Origin of the sequence: Labilibaculum euxinicum (assembly GCF_009795715.1) — a bacterium.
GTDB classification, from domain to species: Bacteria; Bacteroidota; Bacteroidia; order Bacteroidales; family Marinifilaceae; genus Labilibaculum; species Labilibaculum euxinus.
This window is the reverse complement of record NZ_WTCR01000009.1, coordinates 200,204-216,213: the sequence shown is the minus strand read 5'-3', so window position 1 is coordinate 216,213 and position 16,010 is coordinate 200,204. Positions and strand designations below refer to the sequence as shown.

12 protein-coding genes are annotated in these 16,010 nt (G+C 36.8%); 3 read left to right on the top strand and 9 right to left on the bottom strand.

Annotated features, from left to right (window positions below):
* Positions 1 to 382 precede the first annotated feature (382 nt).
* From tnpA to GQR60_RS13525, 5 genes are all read right to left on the bottom strand, one after another.
* Complete coding sequence (tnpA, locus tag GQR60_RS13545) at positions 383 to 856, bottom strand: IS200/IS605 family transposase (protein WP_124993439.1); 474 nt, start codon at positions 854 to 856, stop codon at positions 383 to 385.
* Positions 857 to 1,642: 786 nt separating this feature from the next.
* Entirely contained in the window at positions 1,643 to 2,404 is a 762-nt protein-coding gene (locus GQR60_RS13540; RefSeq protein WP_101309702.1) for a succinate dehydrogenase/fumarate reductase iron-sulfur subunit, read from the bottom strand.
* Between the two features lie 54 nt (positions 2,405 to 2,458).
* Positions 2,459 to 2,815, bottom strand: coding sequence for a four helix bundle protein (locus GQR60_RS13535; RefSeq protein ID WP_124993438.1), 357 nt, complete (start codon positions 2,813 to 2,815; stop codon positions 2,459 to 2,461).
* A gap of 49 nt (positions 2,816 to 2,864) precedes the next feature.
* A complete protein-coding gene (locus GQR60_RS13530; protein ID WP_124993437.1) occupies positions 2,865 to 4,805 on the bottom strand; it encodes a fumarate reductase/succinate dehydrogenase flavoprotein subunit in 1,941 nt (646 codons plus the stop codon).
* 22 nt (positions 4,806 to 4,827) lie between these two features.
* On the bottom strand, positions 4,828 to 5,484 hold the full coding sequence (locus GQR60_RS13525) for a succinate dehydrogenase cytochrome b subunit (protein ID WP_124993436.1): 657 nt from the start codon (positions 5,482 to 5,484) through the stop codon (positions 4,828 to 4,830).
* Between the two features lie 448 nt (positions 5,485 to 5,932).
* Here GQR60_RS13525 and GQR60_RS13520 point away from each other — a divergent pair, with 448 nt between their 5' ends.
* The gene (locus tag GQR60_RS13520; protein ID WP_124993435.1) at positions 5,933 to 6,724 is read left to right on the top strand and encodes an alpha/beta fold hydrolase; all 792 of its coding nucleotides are present in this window, start codon (positions 5,933 to 5,935) and stop codon (positions 6,722 to 6,724) included.
* A gap of 188 nt (positions 6,725 to 6,912) precedes the next feature.
* Here the strand turns inward: GQR60_RS13520 and GQR60_RS13515 are convergent, their stop codons facing one another.
* The 4 genes from GQR60_RS13515 to GQR60_RS13500 form a co-directional block, all read right to left on the bottom strand.
* Complete coding sequence (locus GQR60_RS13515; RefSeq protein WP_124993434.1) at positions 6,913 to 8,652, bottom strand: bifunctional metallophosphatase/5'-nucleotidase; 1,740 nt, start codon at positions 8,650 to 8,652, stop codon at positions 6,913 to 6,915.
* Positions 8,653 to 8,771: 119 nt separating this feature from the next.
* Entirely contained in the window at positions 8,772 to 9,644 is an 873-nt protein-coding gene (locus GQR60_RS13510) for a Spy/CpxP family protein refolding chaperone (RefSeq protein ID WP_124993433.1), read from the bottom strand.
* A 186-nt stretch (positions 9,645 to 9,830) separates the two neighbouring features.
* Positions 9,831 to 11,435, bottom strand: a complete 1,605-nt coding sequence (locus GQR60_RS13505; protein WP_124993432.1) for a S41 family peptidase — start codon at positions 11,433 to 11,435, stop codon at positions 9,831 to 9,833.
* A 10-nt stretch (positions 11,436 to 11,445) separates the two neighbouring features.
* Positions 11,446 to 11,901 (bottom strand): deoxycytidylate deaminase, encoded by a 456-nt coding sequence (locus GQR60_RS13500; RefSeq protein WP_160463482.1) that lies wholly within the window; start codon positions 11,899 to 11,901, stop codon positions 11,446 to 11,448.
* Positions 11,902 to 12,348: 447 nt separating this feature from the next.
* On the opposite strand from GQR60_RS13500, the gene GQR60_RS13495 reads away from it, so the two are divergent.
* Positions 12,349 to 14,355, top strand: a complete 2,007-nt coding sequence (locus GQR60_RS13495) for a gliding motility-associated C-terminal domain-containing protein (protein ID WP_124993431.1) — start codon at positions 12,349 to 12,351, stop codon at positions 14,353 to 14,355.
* 18 nt (positions 14,356 to 14,373) lie between these two features.
* On the top strand, positions 14,374 to 15,951 hold the full coding sequence (locus GQR60_RS13490; protein ID WP_124993430.1) for a PorP/SprF family type IX secretion system membrane protein: 1,578 nt from the start codon (positions 14,374 to 14,376) through the stop codon (positions 15,949 to 15,951).
* Positions 15,952 to 16,010: the final 59 nt, after the last annotated feature.

Here is a 16,010-nt window from a genome sequence, read left to right as displayed (position 1 = left end):
TACGATATGCTGCAAAGACTGCGCGACTCTGTCGCTTAAAAAACCAATTACACAATTTTGTTGTTAAAGTGCAAAGCACTTTGGTGTTTGTAGTATAAAGCGGTTGATGAAATGAAACAGGTGCAGAGCACCATAGTATTTGTAGAATTTACAGCACAATGTATATGTAATGATTTAGGTACAGCGTACCGTAGTATTTGTAGAATTATTCGCGTGTAACTATTTTAGGTGCAGAGCACCGAAGCCAAACTGCGTTGCACATTTAAACCTAATTCTCAAATTTACGACACAAACTGCGCGCCCCTTTCGCTTAAAAAATTCAATCAATCCAAAAAATCAAGTAAAGCATATATTTTGGTGCAGAGCACAAGCAAACTTGATATTAATCCATCTTTGCATCTAAAAAATCAAACAAATATTTCACATCAAAAGTGACACTATTTTTTGCAAGAATATCTAAATATTCCTCTTTAAACGACTTCTTCTCATGATGAGCCTCCTGATTAAGAATATAGTTTACAACAGAATCAATCTGCGATTGGGAATGTGAAAAACATCCATAACCTTTCTGCCAACTAAAATCAAATGGAGTTAATCGGTTTACCTTAATCCATTTATTAGAGGAAGTTTTAATTTTCTCCACAAGTTCTGGAATTAATTGATTCATATTGTAGCCAATAAAAATATGAATATGATCGGGCATTGTACCAATCGACAACAATTTGTGACCCTCCCCTTGAATAATACCTGTAATGTACTTTTCCAAACTTTCTTTCCAGTTTTTACTTATGAGTGAATCGCGGTTCTTTACTGCAAAAACCATATGCAGATAGCATTGAGTGTAGGTATTAGCCATAAATTATAATTTTTAATTATGATGTTCTTAAATTTACATTTATCAATCTTAATAATCAAAATAAATGCTGCGGTGCTCTGCACCTTAAAAAATCAAACTCGCGATATAACTACAATGACTACGCGACTCTGTCGCTTAAAAACTTCAATCAGCCTATAAATCTACCGTAAGCATTTTGGTGCAAAGCACCGAAGCAAGCTTAGTTTACCTATTATCATCGCAAAAAAAACAATCAAATCAAAAACCTCGGTGCTCTGCACCTTAAAAAATCAAACTACGATATGCTGCAAAGACTGCGCGACTCTGTCGCTTAAAAAACCAATTACACAATTTTGTTGTTAAAGTGCAAAGCACTTTGGTGTTTGTAGTATAAAGCGGTTGATGAAATGAAACAGGTGCAGAGCACCATAGTATTTGTAGAATTTACAGCACAATGTATATGTAATGATTTAGGTACAGCGTACCGTAGTATTTGTAGAATTATTCGCGTGTAACTATTTTAGGTGCAGAGCACCGAAGCCAAACTGCGTTGCACATTTAAACCTAATTCCCAAATTTACGACACAAACTGCGCGACTCTGTCGCTTAAAAAACCCAATTACACAATTTTGTTATTAAAGTGCAGAGCACCATAGTATTTGTAGAATTTGTAACACAATGAATACGTGTTGATATTTAGGCACAGCATACCGAAGTCTTAGATTTAATATCCTCCCGCTAATTCTAAATACAAAAAAAGAGCGTCACCCATAGGTAACGCTCTCGATATTTGGATTACAGTCTAAATTAATCCTTAATTTTTGCTGTTAAGAACTCACGGTTCAAACGAGCGATGTTTGCGATTGAAATTCCCTTAGGACATTCTACTTCACAAGCTCCGGTATTGGTACAGTTACCAAATCCCATCTCATCCATTTTTGCAACCATGCTTTTTGCACGACGAGCTGCTTCAACGCGACCTTGAGGAAGTTTTGCAAGGTGAGATACCTTAGCAGAAACGAACAACATTGCCGATGAGTTTTTACAAGTTGCAACACAAGCACCACAACCAATACAAGCAGCAGCATCCATTGCTTCCTCAGCATCATCCTGAGAAATTAGAATTGCATTCCCATCAGGTACACCTCCAGTATTAACCGAAATGTATCCACCCGACTGAAGAATTTTCTCGAATGCAGTACGGTCTACAATTAAATCTTTAATTACCGGAAATGCTCCGGCTCTCCAAGGCTCAATTGTAATGGTTGCGCCATCTTCGAATTTACGCATGTGCAACTGACAAGTAGTAATGTCATCATCTGGTCCGTGAGCACGTCCATCAATGAACAAGCTGCACATTCCACAAATTCCTTCTCTACAATCGTGATCGAAAGCAATTGGCTCTGTACCACCATTAACCAACTCTTCATTCAGGATGTCAAGCATCTCTAAAAAAGAAGTTCCGGTTGAAATATCATTAATTTTGTAAGTCTCAAACTTACCTTGGGCTTTAGCATTCTTCTGACGCCAAACCTTTATCGTTAATTCTTTTAATATCTTGTCTGCCATTTGATTTAGATTTGAGATATTAGATTTGAGATATTAGATTTATGAGTTATCTGATTAATTTTTATTCAACTTTTGTTTCAGAGAATATATCATCTTCTGAATTTCCTGATTAAGCTCCTGAACAGGAATCAAATCCTTTTCTGATAAATAAGATAGATCTACACATAAAATGAGTAAAGTTTCCAATTCAAAAGAACTTCCATTTGCAATATCAAGAAATCTACAAAAATCAATATCGGTTTTTCTTCCACTTCCCTCAGCTATATTAGCAGGAATGGAAACAGCTGCGCGATTTATTTGTGAAATCAAGCCAAATTTTTCTTCATCCGGCACCATCGAAGTTAATTGATAAACCACTTTTACCAATTCTCTTGCTTTTTGCCAAACTATGAAATCTTTAAACTTATGCATTATTGAACCATTTCAGATTTTCTCATTTCTCATATCTCACATCTCATATCTATTTATATGAGCGTTGAGTTAATTTCACATTCTCGAATACTAATTCTTCCTTATGCAAGATTGGATCTTTACCTTCGCCTTGGTATTCCCAAGCCGAAACATATGCAAAGTTCTCATCATTACGTTTAGCTTCACCATCTTCAGTAGTTGATTCCTCACGATAGTGACCTCCACAAGATTCTTTACGATCCAAAGCATCGCGAGCCATCAATTCACCCAAATCGATGAAATCTTCTACACGACCGGCTTTTTCCAATTCAATGTTCATTGCATTGTAATCGCCTGTAATACGTAAATCTTTGTAGAAATCTTCACGAAGTTTCTGAATTTCCTTAATCGCTAATTTCAGACCGTCCTCATTACGAGCCATTCCAACATATTCCCACATGATGTTCCCCAAACGCTTGTGGAAAGAATCTACTGACTTGCTTCCTTTGATATTGTACAAACGAGTCATACGATCGGTAACCGCCTTTTCTTTCTTAACAAACTCCTGGTGATTTACATCGATACGTGGAACCTGAATTTCATCAGCTAAGTAATCTCCAATGGTGTATGGCAATACGAAATATCCGTCAGCCAAACCTTGCATTAAAGCAGAAGCTCCTAAACGGTTGGCTCCGTGATCAGAGAAATTAGCCTCACCAATTGCATAAAGACCCGGGATGTTAGTCATCAAGTTGTAATCAACCCAAACACCACCCATAGTGTAGTGAATAGCAGGGTAAATCTGCATTGGTAATTCGTAAGGATTCTGATCAGTAATCTTCTCATACATCTGAAACAAGTTACCATAACGAGCTTCGATAACATCCTTACCTAATCTTTCGATAGAATATTTAAAATCAAGATAAACTGCTTTACCTGTTTCGTTTACACCGAAACCTTCATCACATCTTTCTTTTGCTGCACGCGATGCAACATCACGGGGAACCAAGTTACCATATGATGGATATCTTCTTTCCAGATAGAAGTCACGATCTTCCTCAGCAATATCGTTAGCTGTAATCTGACCTTTTTGCAATTTAACTGCATCTTCCTTTTTCTTTGGAGTCCAAACACGACCATCATTACGCAAAGATTCCGACATCAATGTCAGTTTTGATTGCTGTTCGCCGTGAATTGGAATACAAGTTGGGTGAATCTGTACATAACAAGGATTCGCGAAACAAGCACCATTTTTGTAAGCTTGCCATGCAGCACCACCGTTACATCCCATAGCATTTGTTGACAAGAAAAATACGTTACCGTATCCACCTGTTGCAATTACTACAGCATGCGCACCGTGACGTTCGATTTCACCGGTAACCAAGTTACGGGTAATGATACCACGAGCTTTTCCATCGATAATTACAATATCCAATAACTCGTTGCGTTCGTGCATTTCAATTTTTCCTTGTCCGATCATACGATTCATAGAAGCGTAACAACCCAACAACAGCTGCTGTCCGGTTTGACCACGGGCATAGAAAGTACGGCTTACCAATACACCACCGAATGAACGGTTAGATAATGTTCCGCCATATTCGCGTGCAAAAGGTACCCCCTGAGCAACACACTGATCGATGATATCACCACTTACCTCAGCCAAACGATGAACGTTTGCCTCACGTGCACGGTAGTCACCACCTTTAATTGTATCGTAAAATAAACGATGAACTGAATCGTTATCGTTCTGATAATTCTTTGCAGCGTTAATACCACCCTGAGCAGCAATAGAGTGAGCTCTACGACCTGAATCCTGATAGCAAAATGCTTTTACATTGTATCCCATCTCTGCCATAGAAGCGGCAGCAGATCCACCGGCTAAACCAGTTCCTACAACGATAATATCTAATTTTCTCTTATTCGCAGGACTAACCACCTTGATGGCAGCTTTGTGGCTTGACCACTTTTCAGCTAATGGTCCGGCTGGAATTTTTGAGTTTAATACTGTCATAACCGTTTTTTATTATTAGCAATTAAGCAAAAAAGTGTAAATACAAAGGAATAATTGTGAATCCAACAGCAACAAAAATTGCGTAGATATAACCAACTTTTTCCAATCTTGATCTCCATAGCTTATTGCTTAAACCAACCGACTGGAAAGCTGACCAAAATCCGTGAGCCAGATGCATTCCCAACAAAATAGCACCTACAACATAAAGTCCGGTATAAACCATTCCCAAAGAGCCATTTGTAAATAGATTTTTCACCAACTGATAATCATCATGAACATTCCCTTCGATCTGAATAGGAATAAAGAAATGCATTAAGTGCATTGCGATGAAAACCAAAACAAGACCACCCAAAACAAACATGTTTCGAGAAGACCAGGTACTGCTCTCTCCCAAATTTTGAGAAGCATACTTCTGTGGACGAGCCTTCATGTTTTGAATGGTTAATATCATCGCATAAATAATATGGATAATAAAACCACCGAACAATACCGGCTGTAAACCAAAACGAATAACCGGCATAGCCATAAAATGTGCTCCGGCATTAAACAACTCTCCTGTGCTGTCAAACATTAAAAAGGAGTTCAATATCAGGTGTACTAAAATAAATAGCACAAGAAAAAGACCTGATAAACTCATTACCAACTTCTTCCCAATAGATGAACTTAAAAAACTGCTCATAAGTTTAAAGATTTAATTAGACTGTTTTTTTGTAAGCTTTACTATATTAATTTGCAAATGTAAATGCTCCAGATTGATGAAACGATATTTAGGAACATGTGTAAATTATTTAGACTGATTCTACAACAAATTGATTTCTTGGGTTCATTATAAATTTTGAGATTTGAATCTATATATAATTCTAATTTAAAACCAATTACAGAATTAATTCGTTAATTATTTTCCACTAAAGTTCGCAAGTTATCAAATATTTGTATGTTATAGAACAAGGTTTTGAGATATTGTTTTAATTTAGAATCCAGAATTTGTTCAGATGCTTAAATTTTAGATTGTAAAAAACACCTAATTTACAGTATCATTGAAAAAAATTAAGGCTAAAATTGTCTCATCTGCAAAAACACACTTGAATAAAAAAAACTAATCTATTTAATAGGTATAGAGTAACAACATGGATCAATTTTTACAACTTAAAAACTACAACCTACGATACCGGGACAAAGGAAAAGGAAACACAGTACTGTTACTGCATGGATATTTGGAATCACTGGAAACATTCGAAAGTTTTGCCAATGATCTGTCCAGATTAGCACGCGTAATTACAATTGATTTACCTGGACATGGATTATCTGATTTAAAGATAAAATCGTGCAGTGTGGAAGATATGGCAGAAGCTGTAAATGACTTGGCACTGCATCTTCAACTCAAAAAAATCAATATCATTGGCCATTCAATGGGTGGTTATGTGGCTCTGGCTTTCGCTGATAAATACAAAGAGAAACTTGAGAGTTTCTGCTTATTCCATTCCTCGCCAAATGCTGATACCGAAGAGAAAAAGAAAAATAGAAAACGGGAAATAGAATTGGTAATTCAAGGCAAAAAGGAGCAAATTTGTAAAACCAGCATTCCAAACACGTTCTCAAATAAGAATTTGGATAAATTTGCTCATGAAATAGAGCGTGTTACACAAATTGCCTGCAAAACTCCCGATCATGGAATTATTGCTGCCTTAGAAGCCATGATGAACCGACCAGACCGTAATCATATTCTAAAGGCTCTCGATATGCCAAAGGTGAGTATGATGGGCAAGGAAGATAATTTTATTCCTATGAAAGTGGCTGGTGAAATTGCCAGAGAAAACGGACTGACTCCTTTTGTGCTTCAAACTTCAGGACATATGGGCTTTATTGAACAACGACAGGAGTGTTTGCGGGAAGTGTTTCGGATTATTTACGAATGTTAAATGACAAGTAAATTTAACCACAAAGGATACACGAAATAAAAAATATCTTAGATATAAAAACCCTGTAAACCAGCGCATAGAATTTCCTGCAAAATATTTTACAAATAAAAAAGAGGCTGTCCCAAAAGGGTGGCCTCATTTTTTAAGCAGCCCTTTTGGGACAGTCTCTTAATTAAAATATTATTTGGTTAGTCTTTTAAACCATAAAGCAACTCATATTCTCTTTTGGTCGCTTTGGCATGCCACTCTTCAGGAATTACTTTCCAATTCTGATTGCATTGAATATCAATAGTTCCTTTTTCCTCAATCCATTTCATAAGATAGTAACGTAGATCTTTGGTGGTAGAGTTGATCAAACGAGTCGTCAATTCCTCTTTTGTGAGCCCGGCGCCTTCGGTTAAGTGATTACCACCGCCGTTTCCACGATAAGAATTAAGTGCTACGCGATACATTTTTGCCTCATCAAAAGCCTCTCCATTACTCATCTTCAAAATTTTTACTCTTTCTCCATATGGTTTTCTAAGATCTACTACATAATCGATTCCTTCAGCCGAGCTGTAATTAAAAAACATCGTACTAAGCTTACTGCCCTTCTCAGTAGTTTCAATAAATAACATGGGATCACTTGCTTTTTCCATCTGATGAAACCAATCTTTATAACTGAATTCCAAAAATCCATGAATCTCTTTTCCTGTAAGATTTATGGTGTACAGCAAATTTTCAAACCGATATAAATTAAATAAATCGCGCACCTGAAGTTCGCCTGAATCAATAATCGCATTAAAAGAAAGTGGTGATGCGAAAGAGATATCGGCATCAGCCAAATCCAATTGAATGTTCTGCACCAAATCAATAAAAGGGGAATCACCAAACATAGCATCTTTTGTAGAAATACTATGTTTAAAAGTGCCAACCGGCCGCGAAACATATTTACTCACCTCATCAAATAAAGGTTGAAAACGATCAATATATTCTTTCGATGCCTGCAAATCCCGAACCTCAATTAATTTTGGATTCAGAGTTTTATGATACTTTTTTGTTTCCTGATTCCAGCTGAAATCTACATCAACTTCAGCCAAAAAATGAGCTCTGCTTTGCGGATTTATCACCAAAACCTTCTCCTTGTCAGGATTTTCCACCCAAATAATATTCTCCTGATGATCGTGTCCGCAAATAACCATATCAATACCCGAAACTTTCTCTGCCACAAGAACAGATGCATTTTCAGGGTTTGCCTCTGTTCTATCATGCTCCTCTCCTGCTCCTGAATGAAACAAACCAATTACAAAATCAGGATTCTCTTTCTCCTGAATAATTTTCATCCATTTCTGCGCCGACTCAATCATTGGTTCAAAATGCATTCCCGACCAAATTTTTTCCGGTAACCATTTCGGAATTGCCGGAGTTATCAACCCCAGAACAACAATCTTAACACCATTCTTCTCAATTACAGAATAAGGCTGAAAGTAAGGCTTGCCGTCTGAGTTACGAACTGCATTGGCTGCCAGCCATGGAAATTGGAATTCTTTCACCAATTTATCGTAAACCTCATGACCTGGTTCAATATCATGATTTCCAACCGTTCCCGCATCATACTGCATAAAATTCATTACTTCAGCGCAAATATGTTTGGTTTTAGTCTTTTCAAAATTAGAATAATAAACCAAAGGGTCACCTTGAAGAATATCGCCGTTATCAAGTAAAATAACCTCAGCCCCTTCTTTCTTTCGCTCCTGATCAACATAGGAGTATACCTGCGCAAGAGAAGAAGTTGTCTCTTTATCGCCAACTAAATCGTATGGAAAAAGTGCTCCGTGAACATCACTTGTTCCAAACACTTTCACCTTAACATGTTCTGCCTTATGGCCATTACAAGAAGAAAGAACAAATGCTGTAAAAAACAGGAAATAAATATAGAATCTTTTCATTTTTATTTTTTTTGGGCTGTTAAGATACTACAAAAATGAATACGGAATTACATAAAAATCTATTTCATAAAAAAAGGGGTCCAAATTACGTGGATCCCTCAATCACAAATCTATAAAATCTAATTATTAAAGCGTCTATGTCTGTTTCCATTCCCAAAATCTTGTCCCTTTCCCAAATGACTTAAAAACAGAATCAGTTGATCTTCATTTAAAAGCTTACGAACCTCCATATTGTGATCCACTTTCATCTTTGCCAATTTATTCTGAATTCCCGACAGGCGATCCATATTTTCAATGATCATTTTCTCATCAATATTTTCTGAAGTCATGATTTGTTTTTGCCTTAACTGCAACATTTCCACCTGATCTCTTAGCTCTTTTGATGCATTAAAATGAGCAATACGAAGATCTTTCATCTGCTCCTTCTGCTCGTCCGAAAGATTCAGCCGGTTTTTATTTTGTCTGTCCTTTTGCATTCCTTGATGCTCAAAGCTTCGTCCATATGCCACGGCTCTTTTATTACGAACACCATCGTTATGCATTTTACCATGCTCGTTTTGCATCTTGTTTGTTTCGCCCCGCTTCATTCTCTGTTTTCCTTTCACACAGCTCAACCTCATCTGTTTTTGCTCCGCAGTAAGTACAGATTTTATATCCATCTTCACAGCAAACTGTTCCTTTTTCAAGCGGTTTTTTAAATCAGATGCTTTATCAATATTGGCGTAAATGGCTTTTAAATTTGGTTTATCCGCCGACATCAGTGTCTTTTGCTGAGCGCGAAGTTCATTCAATTCATTTTTCAAATCTTTTGTTGCCTTGGCAAACTCTATTTTGGCCTTTTTTATTTGCTCCTTTTGCTGATCGCTATACTCAATCCCTTTGCGACAATCCTTATTCAAACTCATATTTCTTTGAGCATTCAGATTTAATCCTGCACACATCAATAAACCTGCAACTCCAATTACTGCGATGTTTTTCTTTATATTTTTCATGCTGTTTCGTTTTATGGTATTATCAAATTGATTTATGTAAAAACTTAACATTCTCACTACTGCACCATTGTAAAATCGATTTCAGATTTTAGACCTGATCTTTTTAAAAAGGTTTAAATCACACTATCAGAAATAAAAAAGACCCGCAAAATGCGAGCCTTCCCATGAAATATATTTTTTGAAAAACTACTTAAACAAAACTTCAGCTTCAAGTAAGGTTTTATCAAGATCTTTAATAATCGGGTAAAAACCTTCGTCGTCAATTACATCTCTTGCAATATAGGCCTTCAATTGAATCTCAATTACATTTAATGATTGAGCCAATCCGTGAGGGTCCGGTTTTACTCCTTTATTTTTAGCGTAAGCAACCAATTCCTTAACCACAGGCTGATGTTTAATAAATGCAAGCACAGACTTATAATCTTTCAATTCAAGCATTTCCGCCCGATGATCGTCAACAAACGAAAATGCATACTGATAGATTACCCCTTTACTTCTCAGTTCTCTAAAGTAATTTGAATAACCGGAAGTATCAACAGGAATAAATACATCAGGCATAATACCTCCGCCACCGTAAACAATGTTTCCCCCGGGAGTTTCAAACTTTAATGAATCATCAAAATGAATTGAATCTTGTTTCTCAAATTCACCATGCAAAAAGCGGTGATTCAAATCATTGTAATAATCCTCTTTGCCATTCTCGTATGATTTCTGAATGCATCTGCCTGTTGGAGTATAATATCTGGCAACCGTTAATCTTAGTGCTGATCCGTCGGGAAGACTTCTCTGTTCCTGCACCAATCCTTTACCAAATGATCTGCGTCCAACAATTCTGCCTCTGTCGTTATCCTGAATGGCTCCCGCAAAAATTTCACTCGCAGAAGCAGAAGCCTCATCAATTAAAACCATTAGAGGAAGATCCTGAAACTGCCCATTTCCATTTGACATGTAATCCGCTTTAGGCTGAGATTTACCCTGCGTGTATACTATCATTTTACCTTCAGTCAAAAACTCATTGATCATGTTTGTTGCTTCGGAAAGATACCCGCCTGTATTCCCCCGCAAATCAACAATCAGCTTTTTCATTCCTTGAGCTGCCAATTTTTGTAATCCTTCGGAAAACTCAAAATAAGTTGTGGCTGCAAATCGACTGACCTTAATATATCCAATTGAGTCCGAAAGCATATAAGCAACATCAACACTGGCTACAGGTATAGATCCTCTTAATAATTCTTTATCAATGATTTTTTTCTCTCCTCTTCGATAAATTCCAATTTTAACAGGAGTTCCTTTCGGTCCTTTCAAACGATCAATAATATCATTATCCGACATTTTAACTCCGGCAACAAGCGAATCATCAACCATAACAATTCTGTCACCAGCTTTTATTCCTGCAATTTCTGACGGGCCACCAGGAATAACGCGCACAATGGCAACAGTATCCTGATAGCGAATGAACTGAACTCCTATTCCGCCAAAATTACCTTTCAAATCTTCGTTTACACGCTGCAGGTCTTTAGCCGGAATATATACAGTATGAGGATCCAGATCTTTCAGTATAGCTGGAATAGCCTTTTCAACCAATTCCCCGGATGACACAGTATCCACATAATCTTTCTCGATCATATTCAATACAACATCCAATTTACTACCTGAACCCTGTAAATTAAAAATGCCCGGCTCAACACCTGCTCCTTTTTGAAAAACGGAATTCAACACCATACCCAATACCACAGCAAAAGCCAAAAGTATTGGAAATAATATTGTGCTTCTCTTGTTATTAATTCCCATGAAAAATATTTTAAATCTGTTCTTTTACATTTACATATTTCACTTCAATCCCTGCTCTTTCCAACAAGTCTTTTCCATCTGTGCTATGATATTCTTCAGAATAAACAACCCGAACAATCCCAGCTTGAATTATTAATTTTGCACACTCAATACATGGTGTAGCAGTTACATAAAGTGTTGCATTTTCACTGCTGTTACTTGATTTTGCAACTTTGGTTATTGCATTTGCCTCTGCGTGTAGAACGTAAGGCTTAGTCTGAAAGTTTTCATCCTCACAAACATTCTCAAAACCGGAAGGCGTTCCATTGTATCCATCCGATATAATCATTTTATCCTTTACAATTAATGCTCCAACCTGTCTTCTTACACAATATGAATTTTCAGCCCAAATCAAAGCCATTCTCACATATCTTCTGTCTAATTTATCTTGTTTTTGGTCCAAATCCAACTGTTTAGCATTTTGCATATATACTCTCTTTTTTAAAATGGTTCAAACAAATGTATAAAAATATATTGGGAGAACTTCTTCCACTGCATATAGATTCAAATAATTTTGAACCCAAATCCTTGCCATTAAATAAACGCTTTTTCGTCATTGTTTTTGTGTCGATTATCAAAATAAACAACGCAAAAACCACAATCCACATCAACATGCTAGCCATCAAATAAATACAACCAAATCTTAATTCAATAGAAATTTATAAACATAAATTAAACGAGGGGATTTCCTAAGATTTACAGCCACATAAATATACGAACTGGAAACCAATGATTTGTGTCAAATTTCTTAAAACATCAAAAACACCAATCTTAAATTGTTAATTTTTCTTAAAAGAACATATTTTACATGTTCCTTTTACAGAGATATAAAACAGCAAATCCCTTTTAAGAATACTGTAATCAAAAATAACTAATGAGCCAGATCTACAAACAACTGCGATATATCTTACTTATTATTTATTTACTATCAACAAGCTTTGCAAAAGAAGGATATTCATTACATCACAGCAAGATTAATCTTTTAACTTCAATTCCGGATAATTCACTTTCGATTACTATTGATAAAGAAATAATCTGTGAAGGAGAACTTACTCAAATCCATATCACACAAAGTGAAATTGGTGTAAACTACCAACTCAAATCTGAAGATACAAATATTGGCAGTCCGCAGGCAGGAAATGGTTCTACAATCCATTTTACCATAACCCCTAATTACTCGACCGCATACCATATTACGGCAATTAATGCAATAACATTAGAAAGTATTGACCTGTCTCAAACTGTAAGCATCGAAGTTATCAACAAGCCGGATGACAATATCGCCGTAAGCATATCCGAAGATCAAATCTGCATTGGGGAAAAAACAATTATTTCACTAAACAGCAGTCAATTAGGAGTTAGCTACCAATTATACGATGGCACATACATGCAGCAAAGCCCAATTCAGGGAAACAATTCAAGCATTTCTTTTCCTGAATTCTCTCCTTTTCGATCTGTAATTTATCATATCGTTGCAACGAACAACACCTGTGCTTCTACATCAACACTCCAACAAACAGCTAAAGTTTTAGTTGGCCTTCCTCCGGAGGATCATTTACACCCAACTATTGACAAACATACCATTTGCAAAGACGAGGAAGTAATAATTTCTTTGACACCAACCGACCCGGCTGTTAGTTATCAGCTTTTTGCCGGAGATACTCCAATTGGATCGCCTTTAGCTGGAAATAGTGAGGACATAAACTTTGAACCAACTATCCCCTCTTCTTCAACCACTTATCGAATTGAAGCACTGGGAAACAAATGCATAAACCCAATAAATATTAGATATACTGTTGACGTTGACGTTCACAATCCACCACAAATCGATCGGGAGCTTATAGCCAGTCGTGAAAAAATATGTGTCGGCGAAGAAGTCGTTTTATCGATTGAAAATAGTGAAGAAGGCATTTATTACCAAATTCACGATGGAAGTAATTTTCTGGAAGCAAACATTATAGGCAATGGAAATACAATCACCTTTCCTTCATTAAAGCCATTAAAACCGACCAAATATCAGGTTTACGCCTATGAATCTGTTTGTACAGATAAAAAGATTTTAAGCAGCAGTAAACAAATTGACCTTTTTGATATTACCCCTCTCTCACTGGAAAGTTTTGTAACTCCCTCGGAAATTTGCCTGGGTGAACTTGTAGATGTTGAGCTGCCCACGTCAATTGATGGAATAGAATATATTTTGCACGATGGAAACGAGGAGATTGGCAGCATAACCGGTTCGGGAGAAGCAGTTGTTTTCGAAGAAATTCTGCCTAAGGAACAATCCAGTTACAAAATAACAATTGGCAATTGTGCAGATGAGTTCATTGGCTCAAAACCCGAAATTGTGGTTCATAAAAATCCAAAACTGCAAATTCTTAGCAGGGATGTTCAATTTGAGAATGATGGACAGCTCACAATTAGTACAACTGACGGAACACCTCCTTACCAATTTATTATCGATCCGGGCGATACCTACTCGATCGAAGAGAATGTATTGGAGTTAGATAATTTAGCCATAGGAACCTATCAAATACTTGTTGTTGATGCAAATTATTGCCGATCTTCAGATGCTGGTCAGCTAACCGAAATACATTTAGAGGATGGTAAAAAGGTTGTTGTCGGCAATGCACTCACTCCGAATGGTGACGGGAAAAATGACGAATGGCTGATTCAATACGAATCGGATTTAAATGCTCCTGAGGTATCCATTTTCAATATCTACGGACAGGAAATTTATCATGCCAAATCTTATCAAAATAATTGGAAAGGAAGTTATAACGGATCGATTCTGCCCAATGGTGCTTACTACTACCTGATCGATTTTAACTCAGAAAAAATTAACCCAATCAGGGGAACGATATCCATTCTTGGCAAGAATTAAGCTGAATATACGCATATTATGAGAATCCAAGTAAGGCTTACAACAATCATTTTAATACTAATAGCTTTTGCTGATTTTTCTGCAAAAGCACAACAAGTGCCATTACTTGATCAGTATTACATTAATCCTGTTGTATACAACCCGGCAGCTACAGGAGCAAATGGATTATTCAATTCATACCTTATCCGCAATCAAAAATTCATGGGTTTTGATGGCGGTCAGGTTACGCATGTTTTCACAGCAGATGCTGCATTAAATGATGGGAAATATGGTGCTGGCTTAAACCTGACAAACGATGATGTAGGTATTTTTAGTAACACACAAGCATTACTTAGCTATTCGTACCGTTTAAAATTCAGCGACAAACACAACCTTCGATTCGGTATTTCTGCCGGAGTTTCAGATTTTAGAATGGATATGTCAGGAATTATAGCAGACTCCAGCGATCCATACTTACTTAACAACAACATCAAAAACACTGAGTTTATGGCTAACTTAGGTGTTTATTACACTTATAATAACCTGTTACTGGGCATCACAGTGCCTCAACTACTCAACAACTCAATATCCGAATCGAGTGGTGATAAGAAAAGTACTTACCAATTAGACAGACAATTTTTGGTAACCGGTGGCTGCAGGTTTCCAATCAATATGGTTAAAAACCTTAGCATTTCTCCGTTCCTGCTTCTTAGATATGCCGATAATTCACCTTTTCAGTACGATGTGAATGTTATTGCTGATTTAAAAGACAAAGGGTGGTTTGCGGTTAATTATCGTGATGAATTCTCACTGGGACTTAATTTAGGTGTAAAGATTCTTAAAAACTTTACGATTGGATATTCTTATGATCTTGGTGTCAAAAAAGCCGGACGATACGCATCCAACAATCATGAATTCCTTCTTGGCTTTAGTCTCCCACTATCTTCTGATAAAAAACCAGACAGAATTTTGGACAACGACAGCAGTATCCTTAAAACCCTGCTGGCCGAGAAATACAAAAAAATAGATTATTTAAGAAAGGCTTTGGAGGAAATGGAAAAAAGAGATAAACAGTCTGACCAGGACAGAGATGGTGTGGCCGACGATATTGATCAATGTCCTAATACGCCTTCCTATTACATTGTTGACGAAACCGGTTGTCCGGTAGATTCTGATGGAGATGGAATCGTTGACAGTGAAGATCTTTGTCCGGAAATAGCAGGAAGTTTCGAAAACAAAGGATGCCCGGAGCAGAAAGAAGAAAAAATAGATATGGAAGATCATCTTGAAAACATCTATTTCTCGTTTGGAAACTATACCCTTACCGAATATTCCAGAAATAAACTGGCAATCTTAATAAAAATCCTGAAAAAGAACCAGAACTACACGCTTAAAATGCACGGACATACAGATGACATAGGTTCCGACAGCTCTAACATAGAATTGGCTTACAAACGCTTGTTAACTGTAAAAAATTATTTGGTTCTAAACGGTATTCCCGATAACCAAATAATCGTTGTCCCTCATGGCGAAAGTTTACCCGTTGTAGCAAATACTGACAATAAAAGCCGCGCTAACAACCGAAGAGTTTCCTTTGAAATATACAATTACCAGTAAGAATAGAAATTTGCCTTCGATACAAAAATTAAAAAACCAAGGCTAATTAACGGGTCAAC

Excerpts from the sequence above, each read along its gene's own strand:
- tnpA (WP_124993439.1), bottom strand. The coding sequence starts at position 856 with ATGGCTAATACCTACACTCAATGCTATCTGCATATGGTTTTTGCAGTA.
- GQR60_RS13540 (WP_101309702.1), bottom strand. The coding sequence starts at position 2,404 with ATGGCAGACAAGATATTAAAAGAATTAACGATAAAGGTTTGGCGTCAG.
- GQR60_RS13535 (WP_124993438.1), bottom strand. The coding sequence starts at position 2,815 with ATGCATAAGTTTAAAGATTTCATAGTTTGGCAAAAAGCAAGAGAATTG.
- GQR60_RS13530 (WP_124993437.1), bottom strand. The coding sequence starts at position 4,805 with ATGACAGTATTAAACTCAAAAATTCCAGCCGGACCATTAGCTGAAAAG.
- GQR60_RS13525 (WP_124993436.1), bottom strand. The coding sequence starts at position 5,484 with ATGAGCAGTTTTTTAAGTTCATCTATTGGGAAGAAGTTGGTAATGAGT.
- GQR60_RS13520 (WP_124993435.1), top strand. The coding sequence starts at position 5,933 with ATGGATCAATTTTTACAACTTAAAAACTACAACCTACGATACCGGGAC.
- GQR60_RS13515 (WP_124993434.1), bottom strand. The coding sequence starts at position 8,652 with ATGAAAAGATTCTATATTTATTTCCTGTTTTTTACAGCATTTGTTCTT.
- GQR60_RS13510 (WP_124993433.1), bottom strand. The coding sequence starts at position 9,644 with ATGAAAAATATAAAGAAAAACATCGCAGTAATTGGAGTTGCAGGTTTA.
- GQR60_RS13505 (WP_124993432.1), bottom strand. The coding sequence starts at position 11,435 with ATGGGAATTAATAACAAGAGAAGCACAATATTATTTCCAATACTTTTG.
- GQR60_RS13500 (WP_160463482.1), bottom strand. The coding sequence starts at position 11,901 with ATGCAAAATGCTAAACAGTTGGATTTGGACCAAAAACAAGATAAATTA.
- GQR60_RS13495 (WP_124993431.1), top strand. The coding sequence starts at position 12,349 with ATGAGCCAGATCTACAAACAACTGCGATATATCTTACTTATTATTTAT.
- GQR60_RS13490 (WP_124993430.1), top strand. The coding sequence starts at position 14,374 with ATGAGAATCCAAGTAAGGCTTACAACAATCATTTTAATACTAATAGCT.